The organism is Empedobacter sp. UBA5528, from assembly GCF_002426075.1.
Taxonomy (GTDB): Bacteria; Bacteroidota; Bacteroidia; order Flavobacteriales; family Weeksellaceae; genus Empedobacter; species Empedobacter falsenii_B.
On sequence record NZ_DINY01000041.1, the window covers coordinates 97,844 to 115,472 of the forward strand.

The 17,629-nt window shown below is 31.7% G+C and carries 13 protein-coding genes and 1 tRNA gene; 9 read left to right on the forward strand and 5 right to left on the reverse strand.

Features of this window, described 5'->3' with window-relative positions:
* Positions 1–49: 49 nt before the first annotated feature.
* A complete protein-coding gene (locus tag B4L98_RS09550) occupies positions 50–1,435 on the forward strand; it encodes a T9SS type B sorting domain-containing protein (RefSeq protein ID WP_291078113.1) in 1,386 nt (461 codons plus the stop codon).
* 45 nt (positions 1,436–1,480) lie between these two features.
* Here the strand turns inward: B4L98_RS09550 and guaB are convergent, their stop codons facing one another.
* Complete coding sequence (gene guaB / locus B4L98_RS09555; RefSeq protein WP_291064171.1) at positions 1,481–2,941, reverse strand: IMP dehydrogenase; 1,461 nt, start codon at positions 2,939–2,941, stop codon at positions 1,481–1,483.
* 251 nt (positions 2,942–3,192) lie between these two features.
* On the opposite strand from guaB, the gene B4L98_RS09560 reads away from it, so the two are divergent.
* From B4L98_RS09560 to B4L98_RS09570, 3 genes are all read left to right on the forward strand, one after another.
* Positions 3,193–6,777 carry a DUF2723 domain-containing protein gene (locus B4L98_RS09560; protein ID WP_291078115.1) on the forward strand — a complete coding sequence of 1,195 codons (3,585 nt, stop codon included), beginning with the start codon at positions 3,193–3,195 and terminating at the stop codon, positions 6,775–6,777.
* 190 nt (positions 6,778–6,967) lie between these two features.
* Positions 6,968–7,489 carry an outer membrane beta-barrel protein gene (locus tag B4L98_RS09565; RefSeq protein WP_280045272.1) on the forward strand — a complete coding sequence of 174 codons (522 nt, stop codon included), beginning with the start codon at positions 6,968–6,970 and terminating at the stop codon, positions 7,487–7,489.
* 203 nt (positions 7,490–7,692) lie between these two features.
* Positions 7,693–8,355: a porin family protein gene (locus tag B4L98_RS09570; protein WP_291078116.1), complete on the forward strand. Its 663-nt coding sequence runs from the start codon at positions 7,693–7,695 to the stop codon at positions 8,353–8,355.
* Between the two features lie 76 nt (positions 8,356–8,431).
* Here the strand turns inward: B4L98_RS09570 and B4L98_RS09575 are convergent, their stop codons facing one another.
* Genes B4L98_RS09575 through B4L98_RS09585 form a run of 3 tightly spaced genes read right to left on the reverse strand, consistent with a single transcriptional unit; the run spans position 8,432 to position 11,877 of the window.
* Complete coding sequence (locus tag B4L98_RS09575) at positions 8,432–9,643, reverse strand: FtsX-like permease family protein (protein WP_291078118.1); 1,212 nt, start codon at positions 9,641–9,643, stop codon at positions 8,432–8,434.
* Positions 9,627–10,268, reverse strand: coding sequence for an ATP-binding cassette domain-containing protein (locus B4L98_RS09580; RefSeq protein WP_291064164.1), 642 nt, complete (start codon positions 10,266–10,268; stop codon positions 9,627–9,629). The genes B4L98_RS09575 and B4L98_RS09580 overlap by 17 nt, the downstream gene beginning before the upstream one ends.
* The gene (locus B4L98_RS09585) at positions 10,258–11,877 is read right to left on the reverse strand and encodes a DUF4836 family protein (RefSeq protein ID WP_291078119.1); all 1,620 of its coding nucleotides are present in this window, start codon (positions 11,875–11,877) and stop codon (positions 10,258–10,260) included. Before B4L98_RS09585 ends, B4L98_RS09580 begins: the two co-directional genes overlap by 11 nt.
* A 213-nt stretch (positions 11,878–12,090) precedes the next feature.
* Between B4L98_RS09585 and ileS the strand changes: the two genes are divergently transcribed.
* From ileS to B4L98_RS09610, 5 genes are all read left to right on the forward strand, one after another.
* Positions 12,091–15,498, forward strand: a complete 3,408-nt coding sequence (gene ileS, locus B4L98_RS09590; RefSeq protein WP_291078121.1) for an isoleucine--tRNA ligase — start codon at positions 12,091–12,093, stop codon at positions 15,496–15,498.
* A gap of 4 nt (positions 15,499–15,502) precedes the next feature.
* Positions 15,503–15,889, forward strand: a complete 387-nt coding sequence (locus B4L98_RS09595) for a TraR/DksA family transcriptional regulator (RefSeq protein WP_115001530.1) — start codon at positions 15,503–15,505, stop codon at positions 15,887–15,889.
* Positions 15,890–15,898: 9 nt separating this feature from the next.
* Positions 15,899–16,543, forward strand: coding sequence for a lipoprotein signal peptidase (locus B4L98_RS09600; RefSeq protein ID WP_291078124.1), 645 nt, complete (start codon positions 15,899–15,901; stop codon positions 16,541–16,543).
* A gap of 70 nt (positions 16,544–16,613) precedes the next feature.
* Positions 16,614–16,955, forward strand: coding sequence for a hypothetical protein (locus tag B4L98_RS09605; protein ID WP_291078126.1), 342 nt, complete (start codon positions 16,614–16,616; stop codon positions 16,953–16,955).
* Positions 16,956–16,957: 2 nt separating this feature from the next.
* Entirely contained in the window at positions 16,958–17,281 is a 324-nt protein-coding gene (locus B4L98_RS09610; RefSeq protein WP_291078128.1) for a hypothetical protein, read from the forward strand.
* A 242-nt stretch (positions 17,282–17,523) separates the two neighbouring features.
* On the opposite strand, the gene B4L98_RS09615 is transcribed toward B4L98_RS09610, so the two are convergent.
* Positions 17,524–17,598 (reverse strand) — tRNA-Val (locus tag B4L98_RS09615).
* Positions 17,599–17,629 lie beyond the last annotated feature (31 nt).

Here is a 17,629-nt window from a genome sequence, read left to right on the forward strand (position 1 = left end):
CTGTTTTTTTATGAAAAAAAAATCGTAATTTCACTAGAAGATAATGTTTATGAAAGGTATAAGGTTTGTTTTTTTTATAAGTTGTTTTAATATACTATGTACTGTTTTAGGTCAATCGACTATAAGAAAGGTAGAAATTAATAAATGTTTAGGTTATAATTTTAATAATGATTTAATCATAGAAACACCTACAGATCTAGATGAAATTCAAGCGGAATTTTATAGACAAAACCCAACTTTAGATCCTATAAAATATACACACAACGGGCGTGTTTATAAAAATTCTAATTTTACAATAGAATATCCTAGAGTGAAAAGGATTTTTACAATAGATGATGGAGATAAAGAAAGGAAGATATTTTATTTTAAATTTATAGAGAATACGTTACATAATCCGATAGAAACTTTTCCAGTTCAAGTCATTTACAATAGGAATAGAACCCCACCTGGATTAAACGGCGAATCTATTTTTGGTTGTATAGAAGCAAATTATGAAAAGTATGATTTAACCAAAATTTCTTTAATTGAAGCATTTATAAATGTACCTACAGATGAACGAATTTTAGTATTTAGTCTTTATAAAACTCAACTGGATATGACTTTGGATAAGAATCTAATCCAAGAATCTGATTGGAGAAATTATCTGATTCATCCAACAGAGGAGCATAAAGTTTATTTGAAAATATCGTTTAAAGATTTTTCAAAGCAATGTGTATCGTATTCTGTAATAGAGCTAAAATTAAAAGATTATTCCACTCAAATGGATAAAACTGAATTTGAGTTTTGTGGAACTCCTTTTGTGGTTAATGGTCCAGATAATCAATCTAATTACGAATGGTATTTTAATGGAGATTTAAAATCAACTAAAAAAGAAGTGAAAGTTGATGCCTTGGGAGAGTGGATTGTCTATTTTGATAATGATTTGGGTTGTAAATCAAGTCTCAAAATTAATGTGATTCCGGAGAAAGAAAGATCGCGTATAGAAAAAGTAACTGCAACTTCTAATAGTATTACGATAATTCCTTTTCCAAATGCTAATATTGATAGTTATTCTTTAGATGGCATTACTTTTCAGAATAGTGGTACATTTTTCAATCAAACAGCAGATTTAATTAGTATTTGGTATAAAACTAAATTAGGTTGTGTTTTTGGACCTATACCTTTTGATATTGCAAACGGCTTCAATTTTTTATCACCAAATGGTGATGGAATTAATGACACTTGGAGTTTGAGAAATAAAGATTTTTATAAAAATGCTAAAATTCAGATTTTTGATAGATATGGTAAAATAGTTGCGAATGGAATCGTAAATGATATTTTGCCTTGGAACGGTAAACATAATAATTTTATATTGCCAACAGGGACTTATTGGTTTATAATAAAAGATGATAAAGAGACACTTAAAACAGGATATATCGTTTTAAAAACAAAATAACAAGCCAGTTGGCTTGCTATTTTGTTTGAGTATATTGATAAATTCTTAATTCGAATAATTAGGAGCCTCTTTTGTAATGACAACATCATGTGGGTGAGATTCGTGTAAACCAGCACCTGTAATTTTAACGAATTTACCGTTATCAATTAAATCTTGAATAGTTGGAGTTCCGCAGTATCCCATTCCAGCTCGTAAACCACCACATAATTGGTAAACAACTTCTGCAATAGAACCTTTGTGAGGAACACGACCTTCAATTCCTTCTGGAACTAATTTTTTCGCATCAGCTTGGAAATAACGATCTTTAGAACCGCGTTTCATTGCAGCTAAAGAACCCATTCCTTGATATGCTTTGAATTTCCGACCTTGGAAAATAATTTCTTCTCCTGGCGCTTCATCTGTTCCTGCAAATAAACTTCCTAACATGACCAAGTTTGCACCAGCAGCAACTGCTTTTACAATATCTCCTGATAATTTGATACCACCATCTCCAATAATTGAAACGTTTCTTGTTTTTGCATAAGAATGTACATCATGAATAGCAGAAAGTTGAGGTACACCAACACCAGCTACAACACGAGTTGTACAGATAGAACCTGGTCCAACACCAACTTTTAAAGCATTTGCTCCAGCATCAATCAAAGCTTTTGCTGCTTCAGCAGTTACAATATTTCCACCCACGATATCTAATTCAGGGAAAGCATTTCTAACTTCAGCAACTTTACTAATAACTCCAGCAGAATGTCCGTGAGCTGAATCTAACGCTACGATATCAACACCTTTGTTTACTAAAGCTTGAACGCGTTCTAATGTATCAGCACCAACTCCAACTCCTGCACCAACACGTAAACGACCTTTTGTATCTTTACATGCATTAGGGAATTCAGTTAAATTGTCAATATCTTTTATCGTAATTAATCCGATTAATTTATTGTTTTCGTCAACGATTGGTAATTTTTCGATGCGGTAACGAGAAAGAATTTCTTTTGCTTTCTTAAGGTCAGTATCAATATCAGAAGTTACGATATTTTCTTTTGTCATCACGTCTTCTACCAATTGATCGAAGTTTTCTTGGTAACGAATATCACGATTTGTAATAATTCCAACCAATGTTCTATCTTCCTCAACAACTGGTAAACCAGAGATTTTGTATTTCTCCATTAAGTTTACAGCGTCTTGTAACTTGTGATGACGAGATAAAGTAATTGGATCAGAAATCATTCCGTTTTCCGAACGTTTTACCATATCAATTTCATTCGCTTGTTCTTCGATTGACATATTTTTGTGAACGAAGGATAAACCTCCTTCACGCGCTAATGCAATCGCTAATCTTGCTTCGGATACAGTATCCATTGCAGCAGAAACTATCGGAATGTTAAGGGTAATATTGTCTGTGAATCTTGTTTGTAGAGATACTTGGTTCGGTAATATCTCTGAGTAGGCAGGCACTAATAACACATCGTCAAAAGTGAAGCCCGTTTGTAGAATTTTGTCTGTTAAAGGCATTGCTTTTTGCATTGCAAATTTAGATGAAAAAAGTTTAGAATCAAAACTATTTGAGAAAATGTATCTTAATTTTGAAGGATTTGATGTTTTGTTAATATGTAAATGAATCGATTAGAAACTTTAAAATTAATTTTAAAATATTCGATAAATCTATATTGTTTAGATGAGATTCTAATCAGAATTTAATCATTTCAATCCTAAGCTATATCAATTTTTTATCTTATTTTCGCAAGATAGTTTATTAAAACAAAATGGATATAAATTTCAAAAAGTGGAACAACATCTTGGGTGTTGCGATGTTCTTGATAGCGACAATATTGTATTTGGCGTCGATGGAACGTTACCTGAGTTTGTGGGATTGTGGTGAGTACATTGTATCATCAGCAAAATTGGGAGTTACGCATGCGCCAGGAGCAGCTTTGTTCCAAATAATGGGAGCTGTTTGGTCTGGTTTAGCTTTTGGTGACGGAAGCAAATATGCCATATTAATCAACAGTACATCTGCCTTATATAGCGCAGGAACAATTATGTTTTTGTTTTGGACAATTACATATTTTGCTCGAAAAATGTTTGCAAAAACACAAGATCCTATGAATGTTGATGCGATTGAACTAAATGCTTCTCAAAAAATTATAACATTAGGAAGTGGGTTAGTTGGAGCTGCAATTTTTATGTTTAGCGATACATTCTGGTTTTCTGCGGTAGAGGGAGAAGTTTATGCAATGGCATCTTTCTTTACAGCGTTATTATTTTGGCTGATTACAAGATGGGATCAAGTCGCTGATACACCTAGAGGAAACAAATGGTTAGTAATTATTTCGTTGGTGATTGGTTTATCGGTTGGTGTTCACTTAATGGCAATGTTAGCAATTCCAGCAGTTTGTTTTGTATACTATGCTCGAAAATATAGATTTACAATCAAAAGTTTCTTAATCGCAAATGTTATTACATTGATTATTTTAGCTTTTGTATTCAAAATAATATTCCCAGTTGTAATGACATTCTTTGGTAGAACAGAGATTTATGTAGTCAATAATTTGGGGATGCCTTTCAATTCTGGGACAATTATCGCCGCTATTATTTTAATCGCAGTTTTCTATTTTGCAATTAAATTAACGCAGAAATATGGTTCAGCTTTATTGAATACAATTTCGTGGTGTGTGATTTTTATGTTGATTGGTTTCTCATGTTGGTTAGTTATTCCGATTCGTGCCAATGCAAATCCTCATATGAATTTGAATGATCCTGATACAGCTTTGGGTGTTTTAGATTATTTTAATCGTGAACAATATGGTTCTTGGCCTGTGATGTACGGACCAGTTTTTACGGCTCATATTGCAAGTGACGGAATCAAGCGTGATACTAACGGAGCACCAGAAAGTACAGTTCGTAGTTCTGAATATATTAAGGATAAACGTACAGGAAAATATTTGAAAGTTTCGGATCGTTTAGATTATACATACGAAGATAAATATGTAAAGTTTTTCCCTAAAATGTTCAGTCCAGACCCAGGTGTAATGGAGAATTATGCAGCAGTTTATGCTTTTCCAAAATTCTCTTTGAATGCACAATATGCGGGGGATAAAGAAGCGCAACAAATGTACGCGCAATTAGTAGAGAAACGTCAAAACAGACAATTAAAAGTTGCAGAACTTAAGAAATATGGTGAGATTTTAGATATCGAACCACCTACATTTGGTGAACAATTTAATTACTTTATTGATTACCAAATCAACTATATGTTTATCCGTTACTTTATGTGGAATTTCTCTGGTCGTCAAAACGATTTAGAAGGTAATTTCGAGATTACAAAAGGTAACTGGATTTCAGGAATTCCATTTATTGATAATCCACGTTTAGGAGATCAATCAAAATTACCAGATGAATATAGAAATGATGGAACAAATGTGTATTTCATGTTACCATTATTCTTAGGTTTAATCGGATTATTTACACAATTAAACAGAAATTTTGTCAACTGGTGGTCATTGTTGTCATTGTTTATTTTAACAAGTGTCGGAATCATCTTTTATACATCTGTAAAACCTTTCGAGCCTCGTGAACGTGATTATGCATTGGTAAGCTGTTTCTATGCATTTGCGATTTGGGCAGGATTGGGTGTGCAAGGAGTTTATTTATTACTTCAAAAATTTATGAAGAAAGAATTGAAACCGTCTTTAGCAATTGGAACGACTGTTATTTTAGCTGGTATTCCAATTTTAATGGGAGCTCAAAACTGGGACGATCACGATCGTTCAGAGCGTTCTGTAGCTTATTCTTTGGCTTACAATTATCTGAATCCGCTTGATAAAAACGCTATTCTTTTTGTCTATGGAGACAATGATACTTATCCACTTTGGGGATTACAAGAAACCGAAAATTTCCGTGATGATGTAAAAATTGCGAATTTAACGTTGGCTGCTTCTCCATGGAATTTAGAGCAATTATTACGCAGAACGTACAATGCAGCACCACTTCCAAGTGATTTGAAACCGAAAGATTATCAATCTGGAACTAACGATCAAATTTTTGTTGTTGGAGGTTCTATTAAAAATATTTTTGATCAAATAAATGGTTTCATCAAACCAGGGTCTAATCAAACATTAGAAACGTTAAGTCAAATGCCAATCGAGCAAGTTGGTCAATATTTATCTGATCCTGAAATTGATCCAAACCAAGTGATGTCAGTTTATAAAAGTTTAAAACCTTTGCAAAAATATATCACAACAGATAGTATGACCGCTAAAGAAGCGATGGATTTTATTTTAGATAATAAATCACCAGAGAAACAAGCTTTAGCAGATTATTTTGGTTATCCAATTGGTGGAGCAAATTATTTACCTGTTTCTAAAATTGTTGTTCCTGTAAATAAAGCAAACGCGCTAAAATACGGAATTGTAAGTGCAAAAGATGCCGATAAAATGGTTGATTCAATCACAATTAATATCAAAGCGTCAAGTTTGTTCAAAAACAATTTATTGTTGTTGTCAATGATGGCGAAATACAATTGGGATCGTCCTATTTACTTTAGTGGTGGAGGAATTTCTGATCCAGAAAATACATTCTACATGAATGATTATTTATTGAATGCTGGAATGAGTTATAAATTAGTTCCTATTTATACGCCTTTTGGTAAAGGAGGAATAATTGGAGCTTCTGATAATGATATGTTGTTAAGAACATTCAATTCTTACAAATGGTCTGGATATAATAATCCTGATGCGTCATTTAGTTTGACAGAGCGTAACTATACATCTTCTTATAGAAATACTGCAGTTCGTTTAGCAGATGATTTATTGAATGCTGGACGCAAAAAAGAAGCGATTACAGTTTTAGATAAAGTAATGCTAGAAATTCCTGCTTTAGCGAAATACGACATTGGTTATGGAGTAAGTAGAATTGCCGGAATTTATTTAAAAGCTGGAGAGGATAATAAAGCGCAAGAATTGTTTGCACATGTTCGTAAAGAAGCAAATGCGAAAATAGCTTTCTTTGAGTCGTTGCCTTCAGGGAAAGGATATTCAATTGGTTCAGATTTAGCCGCGGCTAAGAATGATTTGATGATGTCAATCTACAACGAAGCTTCCGCTTTAGGTGAAAGAGGTGATAAAGAAAAAGCACTGAAAGTTTTTGAATCTGCTTATAATCCTGTTTTGAAGAAATTCGAAACCTTATATAAAGAAGTTGTTGCAGATGGAAAAGTTGACGCAGCTGATCAAGCAAAAATCATGAATCAGTTTAATTATTTAGACGAAATGATTGGTGTAGCAGCAGAAATTGATACCAATTATGCGAAACAACAACAGAATATTTTATACAAAATGGTCGGACAATAAGTCAAATCAATAAAAACAGAAAAGCTCCAAAAATTATTTTGGAGCTTTTTTTGTAAAATAAAGTTCTGAATATTAAGCTATTGTTAATTTTAGTATGTTTTATCATTATTGAATTTTGGAGTTTGGCACACAAATTGAAATTATACAAATAAGTTTAACAAAATTGTAAATATTTTAAAACATTATAAAAATGAAAAAAGTATTATTAACAGCTGCTTTCGCAGTAGCAGGTATGGTAGGAGTTTCAGCACAAACAACAGGTGTTGAAGGTACAGTTCACGTAGGTATTCCAGTAGGAGAGACAGCAGATGTATCTTCATTTAATATCGGAGTAGATTTAGCTTATTTATATCCTATTGCAAATAACTTTAAATTAGGTGCTAAAGTAGGTTATGATCATTTTATTGGAAAAGAGTATAAAATTAATAATGTAGTTGTAGCTGAAAAAGATGATGTTGGATTTATTCCATTAGCAGCAACAGCTAAATATGAATTTAGTAATAATTTATTTGTAGGTGCTGATTTAGGTTATGCTTTCGCTACAACTGACGGTTATGAAGGAGGTTTATTTTGGCAGCCTAAAATTGGCTATTCTGCTTCAACATGGGATTTATATGCAGGGTATAAAGGAATTTCTGCGGGTCCAGAAAATAATAACACTGTAGATTGGAAATATAATGCAGTATCTGTTGGTTTCGCTTATAAATTCTAAATAGAAAATAACGTATAATTGATAAAAGCTACATCGAAAGATGTAGCTTTTTTTTATTAAAATGCTTTTATGAATGTTAAAATTAAATGATTAATATATTTAATATGAGTTAATTAATATTTGTAGTACTACTTTTTAACATTATTTGGCACAAGACTTGAAATTATGAAACCATCATAATTAGAACTATAAAATTTAAAAAGATGAAAAAATTATTTTTTATTGCTGCTGCAATGTTAGGAGTTGTTAGTCTGAGCGCACAAGAAAAAACAACATCATCACAATTTGGTGTCAAATCAAGTGTAAATATGTCTTCTTTTAACGGAAAAGATGTAAATGATAATGATTATAAAGTAGGTTTTAGCGCAGGTCTTTATGGACATTTTCCACTTACTGATCGTTTTGCTGTTCAACCAGAGGTAAATTTTACAAGAATGGGAGGGAAGTACAAAGACGAAGTAATGGAAGTAGGAAATACAACTGTAAAAAGTAAAAACAAAACGACTTTAGATTATATTCAAGTTCCAATCATGTTCAAATACTATCCTGCTGCATCTCGTTTCAATATTGAGGCTGGTCCACAATTTGGATTTAACATGTATGCGAGCAATAAACAATCTACAAGTACATATGCGAATAATACCGTTTACACAACAGAACAAAAGTTTGATGTAAAAGATGACGTAAAAAACTTTGACTTTGGTGTTAACTTCGGTTTAGGATACAATGTAACAGACAATATCAATGTTGGTGCTAGATATTATATGGGGTTAACAAGACTTACAGAAAATACAAACAATGGTACAGCAATTGGTGCTGATGTTAAAAACCATTCATTTTCTTTAGGAGTTGGATATTCATTTTAATCGAGAATATTTAAGTTTAAATAAAAAGGATTCTGAAAAACTCAGAATCCTTTTTATGTTTTTATAAAATTTAGCATTAATCTTTCAACGCAATTTTTTTGATGGAATGTGTCAAAATTATTCTATTAATCATGAATAAAATGATCACGATAATTAATCCAAAACCGATCACTTCCCAAACATGCGAAGTTTCTGTTGCCATAAATTTTCCGACTTTTTCTTTGATGATATTCAAGATGAAATAAACCAATGGAATCGAAATAAGATAACTGATCAACATAAAAATAATCGAAAATTTCAGATACGGACGAGCCAATTGATTGATGTTATATCCAATCAAAAATAAATCTTTCGTTTTGTGTTTATTCTTTTCAATCATCAATTGAAAATTGATAATCATCAACCAAATCGCTGCAAAAACAATGATTAAACCAATAAATAAAACCAACGAAAAAGCTAATTTTAGATAATACGTCAATTCATTATTTTTCAATTCATCTTTGTTGATATCATAATTTTGTTGCTCAAAATAAGTCGAAGCATTTTCATCACCTTGAGATTTTGTTTCAACAACAATTCGCGAAGGTTCTGTATTTTTTTGAGATGCATACGTTTGATTTGCCCATTCCAAAAAGTTTTCAGGAACTAAAATCGTATTAATTTTAGTCGTGAAATCGACAATTCTTGCTTGATATACTTTCTGATTTTCGCCTTTTCCTAAAATCAATTGAAAAGGAATTTTAGTAAATAATCCTTCCGAAACTTGTGGTAAACCTTGACTTGTTGCAAAACCGAAATTGTACAAATTCAAATAACTTTTCGGAATAATAATCGGAATAAAATCTTGTCCTTCTTGCCATTTCCAATCCGATTCTTTGACATCAATAAAATCTTCTGGAACAGATTCAAAAAATAAATCAGTCGAAAAACCACGAATTCCAGTAACTCCACCAACTTGTAATTTTACAGGGAATTGACTGCTTTTGAATGTTCCGACTTTCTCAACAAAATTTTGCGATTTCAAATCGTTAATTTCATTTTCACTAAAACTTGGTTTTTCTCCAGTCAACGTTTGTAAAGACGATATTTTTTTATTCAAAACCACATAATTTGCTTTCCAAACAGAACTATCTTCTCCAAAATTTTTCGCATAATCCAAATAAATTGTTCCAGCCAAAATCAAGATGAAAAATCCAATAATTGAGAAAAAACAAAAGGTTGTAATTCGTAAAAAACTTAGGTTTTTACGAACTAATTTTTCGATTAAAGTTTTAGAGTTGAATGACATTTGCAAGGCGTATATCGTGAATTTCGTGTAAGCTTGTAAAGATGATTCCAGCGTTATTTTTTGCAGCTTCTTTGGTAACCAAATCAATCAAAAGTTGTTGATTCATTTCATCTAAATGGCTAAAAGGTTCGTCCAAAAGTAGAAAATCAAATGGTTGACAAAGTGCGCGAATCACCGCAATTCGTTGACGTTGACCATAAGAAAGATGAATCGCTTTTTGATGTAAATGACTTTTTAAACCAACTTTTTCAATCCATTCAATAATTTGATTTTCGGATTGATGTTGTGTTAATACATTTTTTAATTGGATATTTTCCATCAAAGTTAATTCTTCAAACAAATGCAAACCTTGAAAAACATACGCAATTTTTTCGCGTCTAATTTTTGTCCAATCATTCAAAGAATAATTCTTAATATTTTGTCCATCAAACAAAACTTCTCCGTCATAATCTTTTCTATCACCGTACAAAATATTAATCAACGTCGATTTTCCAACACCAGAATGTGCAACGATTTGATAAATATTTCCGCTTGAAAAAGTGTATGTATTTTTCCAAATTTCAGATTGTTCGAACCCAAATTCTTTCAAAGGATGCGGAACAAGTTGACTGATTTTAATTTCCATTTTGTTGTGCAGCTTGATTGAAAAATAGTGAATAAGCTTGGTCCAAAAGTAAGAAAATCACTTCCAAACTATTTTTATCCGTCTTTTTCATATGTATTTTTCCTGTTTTTGTGTATTCATTCGAAACGCGGTAATCGATGTGATCAAAATAAGATAAAACCGTTTGCATTTCTTTCGTATTTCCGAACGGAATTTGTTGATAAATATAATTTTGAACTTCTTTTGGATATTGATCAAAATTCAAATTCATATAACCAAACATCGGATTTGAAGCGTTTGTCGCATATTTTGACGTTACAAAATTTGAAGAACTTACCATCTTGTTCAAATATTGATTCATAATCGATTGATTATTTGTGATGTACATCAAATTGTTTTTGTACGTCATATAAATCTTCATATTTGTCGAAAGTGGCAACATATAATAAGGTCCAATTTTCTGAATATTTTCTTGATTGGCTTTAATAAATTCGTTGAAGAAAAGATCGTTTTTCATTTTTCCTCCCAAAACAAATTTCGGATAAACAATTTGCTTGATAAAAGCTTCTTTCTTACCAAAAAAATCATTTGGATTAAATGCTTTTCCGATCTCAAAATCATAAACACTAAACAAAGCTTCGCCTTCAAAACTTTGTTCTAATTTGTTCAAATCAATTTCATATTGTTCTAAAAAAGTAGTCAAGAAATTTTGATTTTCGAACACATAACGTGTGTTTGCAGGATAAATACCAAGTCCAATATTCATGTAGCTTTGCGCAGGAAAATACTTAAAAAAATCAGTATTTATTTTTGATTTCCACATTGGACGTTCTTGCAATTCAACTTTTGTAATCGCATCTGGATGAAATTTCTGTGTAAAACTAATTCCGTCCGAAGTAAATGAAATAAAATTAACCCAAGAGCTTTTTGTAAAATCAAGGTTTTTCTTTTCAGAACTTTCAAGTTTAGAGAAGTTTTTCAAAAAGTTTCCAGTGTACCAAATGTTGATATCCTGAGAGTTTTTAACAAAATCTCCAAAGCTGTTATTTTCTTTCGCAAGTGAATGTTTATCATTGATAATTTTCGTGAAATAATCTTGAATCGCTTTTTCTTCAACACCAAATTCAGAAACAATCAATAAAAATTGAGATTTATTCCAAACCATAAATGGTTTATTGAATCCAGAAATTGTTGTAAAACCATCTTTCTTTTCAAACGAAATATCTTTTTTGTATAAACCTTTGTAAATGGTTGATAAATGTTTTTCAAATTGATCTTTGTCACGCATATTTGTAATCAACGCAACCATATTTTTTCCATTAATTTTTTGTCCAAAAATGTAAATAGGGCTGATAATATCTATGCCTGCTGAAGTCGGATTGTTTTTAATATCATTTAATAATTGATCAAAAGTTGGATCTTGATTTTTAAGTTCGCCTTCGGCTAATTGATAAATTTTGTATTGTTCTAATTTCTGAAAATTACCTTTTTCTGCAATTGATTTTGGATTTATCAACGCAACAAAATCTGCATCTGTTGGAATCAAAACCGTATAATCTTCGTTTTTGGAACAGCCTGCAAAAAGCAAAATAATGAATAGAATTGAGTAATATTTGAAGCCTTTTTTCATCGAAAAAATATCTTTAAAAATTGTTGTTAATTATTTGTTTAATCCTGAATTAAATCTGAAATCATCTGATTTTTATTCAAGAATTGTTAAATCTATAATATTGGGATAAATTTAAGCAATTATTAATATGATTTTCGTTTCTATAACAATAAAAATATGTAAAAATTTCTTATATTCGCACTCCTTGATTTAGAAGAAATAAGAAAGAATTCGATGGCAAAAAAGTTTAGAGAATATAAGCACTTAGACTTGGTACAAGTCTCAAAAGAAACGTTAGAAGATTGGAAACAAAATAATGTTTTCGAAAAAAGTATTTCTACGCGTGATGGAAATCCATCTTTTGTGTTCTATGAAGGTCCTCCTTCTGCAAACGGAAAGCCAGGGATTCACCACGTTTTAGCACGTTCTATCAAAGATATATTTTGTCGTTACCAAACCTTGAAAGGAAAACAAGTTTTCCGTAAAGCGGGTTGGGATACGCACGGTTTACCAGTAGAATTGGGAACTGAGAAAGAATTAGGAATTACCAAAGAAGATATTGGAACTAAAATTTCAATTGAAGAATATAACGAAGCGTGTAAACGTACAGTAATGCGTTACACAGATTTGTGGAATGATTTGACTGAAAAAATGGGTTATTGGGTGGATATGGAAGATCCATATATCACGTATAAACCAAAATATATGGAGTCTGTTTGGTGGTTGTTGAAGCAAATTTATAACAAAGATTTGTTGTACAAAGGTTATACAATTCAACCATATTCTCCTAAAGCTGGTACAGGTTTATCTTCACACGAGTTAAATCAACCAGGAACTTATCAAGATGTTACAGATACAACGATTGTTGCTCAATTTAAAGTAAAGAAAGATTCAACAGATTTATTTAATAATTTTGATGGAGATGTGTATTTCTTAGCTTGGACAACAACACCTTGGACGTTGCCATCAAATACAGCGTTAACAGTTGGTCCAACTATCGATTATGTTGTAGTTGAAACATTCAATCAATATACATTCGAGCCAATTCGCGTAATTTTAGGAAAACCATTGGTTTCTAAACAATTCGGTAAGCCATATTTCTTAGCAGAAACAGAAGAAGATTTCAAAGTTTATGCGGCAGGAAATAAGACAATTCCTTACAAAATTGTAGGAGAATACAAAGGTGCTGATTTTGTTGGAACTCGTTATGAGCAACTATTACCTTGGGCGTTGCCTTACGAAAATGCAGAGAATGCTTTCCAAGTAATTCCTGGAGATTTCGTAACAACAGAAGATGGTACAGGTATCGTACATACTGCGCCTACTTTTGGTGCGGATGATGCGCGTGTTGCAAAAGAAGCTGGTGTTCCACCAATGTTGGTATTAGATACGCATGGAAATGCTGTTCCTTTAGTAGATTTACAAGGTCGTTTTGTGGCTGATTTACCAGAAGGTTATGGAGGTAAATATGTGAAAAATGAATATTACGATGATGGAACTGCTCCTGAAAAATCGGTTGATGTAGAAATCGCGATTTTATTAAAAGAGCAAAACAAAGCCTTCAAAGTAGAGAAATATAAACACAGTTACCCACATTGTTGGAGAACAGACAAACCTATTTTATATTATCCATTAGATTCTTGGTTTATCAAGGTAACGGATGTGAAAGACCGTATGGTTGAATTGAATAAAGAAATCAATTGGAAGCCTAAAGCGACTGGAGAAGGACGTTTCGGAAACTGGTTAGAAAATGCCAATGATTGGAATTTATCTCGTTCTCGTTATTGGGGAATTCCATTGCCAATATGGAGAACTGAAGAAGGGGATGAAGTTACAGTAATTGGTTCCGTAGAAGAATTAGTTGCTGAAATTGAAAAATCAATTGCGACAGGCGTAATGACTTCTAATCCTTTCCAAAATTTCGAAGTTGGAAATATGACAGAAGAAAACTATGATTTAATCGACTTACACAAAAATGTAGTAGATGAAATTACATTAGTTTCTGAATCAGGAAAACCAATGAAACGCGAAGCGGATTTGATTGACGTTTGGTTTGATTCTGGAGCAATGCCTTATGCGCAAGTTCACTATCCATTCGAAAATAAAGAATTGATTGATAATGGAACAATGTATCCAGCTGATTTTATTGCAGAAGGTGTCGATCAAACACGTGGTTGGTTCTATACATTACACGCAATCGGAACATTAGTTTTTGATTCGAAAGCATATAAAAATGTAATGTCAAACGGATTGGTATTAGACAAAAATGGTCAAAAAATGTCAAAACGTTTGGGGAATGCTGTCGATCCATTCGATACATTGGCAACTTATGGTCCTGATGCAACACGTTGGTACATGATTGCGAATGCGCAACCTTGGGAAAACTTAAAATTTGATATTGCTGGAGTGGACGAAGTTCGTCGTAAATTCTTCGGAACATTATATAATACCTATTCATTCTTCGCATTATACGCGAATGTGGACGGATTTACATTTGAAGAAGAAGAAATTCCTGTAAATGAAAGAGCTGAATTAGATCAATGGATTATTTCTGAATTGAATACATTAACGAAAAAAGTTGATGCCTTTTTAACAGATTATGAACCAACAAAAGCGGCTCGTGCTATTCAAGAATTTGTGATAGATAATTTATCAAACTGGCACGTACGTTTATCAAGAAGACGTTTCTGGAGAGGTGATTATTCGAAAGATAAAATTGCAGCTTACCAAACATTGTACAAAGTTTTAGAAACGGTTTCAATTTTAGGTTCTCCAATTGCACCATTCTTCATGGATCGTTTGTACAAAGATTTGAATGCAGCTACAGGTAAAAATCCTGCAGAATCTGTGCATTTAGCAGATTTCCCCGTTGCAGACGAATCATTGATTAAAACCGAATTAGAAGAACAAACGCATTTAGCACAAACGGCGACAAGTATGATTTTATCACTTCGTAAATTGAGTGATAACAAAGTACGTCAACCATTACAAAAAGTAATGATTCCTGTATTGAATGATACGATGAAAGCTAATTTGGAAGCTGTATCAGAATTATTGAAACAAGAAGTTAACGTTAAAGAAATTCAACTTTTAACAAACGAAGAAGCATCAAGTCTTTTAGTGAAATCTATTAAACCTAATTTCAAGACTTTAGGTCCGAAATATGGAAAAGAAATGAAAGCTATTTCGGCTGCTACAGCAGAATTAACGAATGAAGAAATTGTTAAATTAGAGCAATCAGGTAAAATAGATTTGTTAATTGACAACAAAACATTAACTTTAGATTTAGAAGATTTTGAAATCGCTACAAAAGACATCCCAGGATGGACTGTTGCTTCTAATTCTACATTGACAGTAGCACTTGATTTAAAATTAACTGAAGTATTAATTAATGAAGGTGTTGCACGTGAATTGGTAAATAGAATTCAAAATATACGTAAAGAAACCGGACTAGAAGTAACCGACAAAATTATACTTAACTTAAAAAATGATGAATCAATCGTAAATGCAGTCGAGCAAAACAAAGATTACATTTGTTCTGAAACATTAGCTGAAGATCTTGTTTTACAAGACCAAGTTGCAAATGGAGCAGAGGTTGAAATTAATGGATTGATGACGCAAATTGCGATTACAAAACTGTAAGCGTATGGCAACAACAGATGAAAAAGTAAGGTACTCTGATGCAGAGTTGGAAGAGTTTAGAGCAATAATTCAAGAGAAATTAGATCAGGCTATAAAAGATTATGAATTATTGAAAGAAGCTTACACAAACGATAGTAACAATGGAACGGACGATACGTCACCAACTTTCAAAGCGTTTGAGGAAGGTTCTGAAACCATGTCGAAAGAACAAAATGCACAATTAGCAGCACGTCAAGATAAATTTATCCGCGACTTGAAAAATGCATTGTTACGTATTTCGAACAAAACATACGGTATATGCCGTGTAACAGGAAAATTAATTAACAAAGATCGTTTGAAATTAGTTCCGCATGCAACATTAAGCATCGAAGCTAAAAATATGCAACGTTAATACAGAGTTTTGAAAAAAGTAGTACTCATTACCATTTTGGTTTTAATCATTGACCAAATCTCGAAATTTTACGTTAAAACACACTTTTTTTTAGGTGAAGATGTAGATGTTTTGGGTTGGTTTAAAATAGCATTTGTAGAAAATCCAGGAATGGCATATGGTATGCATTTCGGAGGAGAAACTGGTAAAATCGTTTTATCACTTTTACGAATTGCTCTAATCGGAATGATTATCTACTATATTAATGCATGGTCGAAAAAACTAAATAATAATTTCTTTATCATTCCGATTGCGCTTGTTTTGGCAGGGGCAATAGGGAATGTGCTTGATGGAATTTTTTATGGCGTTATTTTCGATAAAGGAACTACTTACAATGAAATGTTTCAGGATTGGGTAGGGTATCAAGGTATCGCACAAGCAAACTTTGCTGGTTATTCTGGTTGGTTTACGGGCTGTGTCGTAGATATGCTTTATTTCCCAATTGTGGAGTTTGATTGGCCTTCTTGGATTCCAATTGTAGGCGGACAACATTATAAGTTCTTTCAGCCTGTATTTAATATCGCAGATTCGGCTATTTTTATTGGAGGACTTACTTTGTTCCTTTTCCGTAAAAAAGCCTTTACAACCAAAAATGGTATAAGATTAAGATTTTAAAAAGATAATCCCTCAGTTCAAATACTGAGGGATTTTTTTGTTATATTTATTTGAACAAGAATTGATTTTTATGAATAGTTGGTTTAATCTTTTAACTGAAAGTTGTGACAAAAATGATTTGTCTAAATATGTTACGATTTATCATATCAAAAGTTGTTCTTATGATGAGAGTTTTATAGGTAAAAGTATTTCTTTAGACGATATAATTTCAATCATTAATAAAGATTCTATTAATATTCAAAATGATCTTTTGGAAATATTTGTAGTAATAAAAGAAGATAATATCTGTGATTTAATTGTAATATATAATCCTTTCGAATTATTTGAGAATTCCTATGTTTATAAAGTAATTCCTAATATTAATGAAGAACTGAAGAATCAGTTTATAATTAATTCAGAAAAAGTCAAATGATTATGAAATTGAAAAAATATTTACCATTTGTAATTTTTATAACTATTATCGTATTATATTTATACAGGTGTGTTTATCAAAATAATTCTTATTTTATTAATAATGAAATTCATGCTAAAATTATTAAGGTAAAAAGTTTTGAAAATAAATCACTTCTATTTTACTATAATGAAAAATATTGTATATCAACAGGGGATACTAATAAAGATACATTAAGAGTAGGCGATTCTATTTCGAAAGAAGCTAATTCAAAAGAATTTGATGTTTATAGAAAAAATAAGAAAAATTATATATTTTTCAATACTTATGAGAAAAAGCCTTACTAGGATTACTATTTCAGAGGTGTCATTAATTCATCACTCATAATATCACTTTTCTTGTCGAAGGATAAAAACGTTTTAGAAATATCCTTGTCAAGGTTTCAAACCTTGACAAGGATTTATATTTCTGAACTTTGAGTTTCGTATTTCGAACTTCAAAAAATATAACATTAATCTCAATTGATAAAAAAATGGAAGTATATAACATATAAAAAACTCCTTTCAATTTCTTGAAAGGAGTTTTGTTGTGGTCCCTACTGGATTCGAACCAGTGACCCCCTGCTTGTAAGGCAGGTGCTCTGAACCAACTGAGCTAAGAGACCTTGTTTAGAATTTTATTTAAAAGACTTTCTA

Coding starts and splice junctions, on each gene's coding strand:
- B4L98_RS09560 (WP_291078115.1), top strand. CDS start 3,193: ATGGATATAAATTTCAAAAAGTGGAACAACATCTTGGGTGTTGCGATG.
- B4L98_RS09550 (WP_291078113.1), top strand. CDS start 50: ATGAAAGGTATAAGGTTTGTTTTTTTTATAAGTTGTTTTAATATACTA.
- B4L98_RS09595 (WP_115001530.1), top strand. CDS start 15,503: ATGGCAACAACAGATGAAAAAGTAAGGTACTCTGATGCAGAGTTGGAA.
- B4L98_RS09580 (WP_291064164.1), bottom strand. CDS start 10,268: ATGGAAATTAAAATCAGTCAACTTGTTCCGCATCCTTTGAAAGAATTT.
- B4L98_RS09570 (WP_291078116.1), top strand. CDS start 7,693: ATGAAAAAATTATTTTTTATTGCTGCTGCAATGTTAGGAGTTGTTAGT.
- B4L98_RS09605 (WP_291078126.1), top strand. CDS start 16,614: ATGAATAGTTGGTTTAATCTTTTAACTGAAAGTTGTGACAAAAATGAT.
- B4L98_RS09610 (WP_291078128.1), top strand. CDS start 16,958: ATGAAATTGAAAAAATATTTACCATTTGTAATTTTTATAACTATTATC.
- B4L98_RS09575 (WP_291078118.1), bottom strand. CDS start 9,643: ATGTCATTCAACTCTAAAACTTTAATCGAAAAATTAGTTCGTAAAAAC.
- ileS (WP_291078121.1), top strand. CDS start 12,091: ATGGCAAAAAAGTTTAGAGAATATAAGCACTTAGACTTGGTACAAGTC.
- B4L98_RS09585 (WP_291078119.1), bottom strand. CDS start 11,877: ATGAAAAAAGGCTTCAAATATTACTCAATTCTATTCATTATTTTGCTT.
- B4L98_RS09565 (WP_280045272.1), top strand. CDS start 6,968: ATGAAAAAAGTATTATTAACAGCTGCTTTCGCAGTAGCAGGTATGGTA.
- guaB (WP_291064171.1), bottom strand. CDS start 2,941: ATGCCTTTAACAGACAAAATTCTACAAACGGGCTTCACTTTTGACGAT.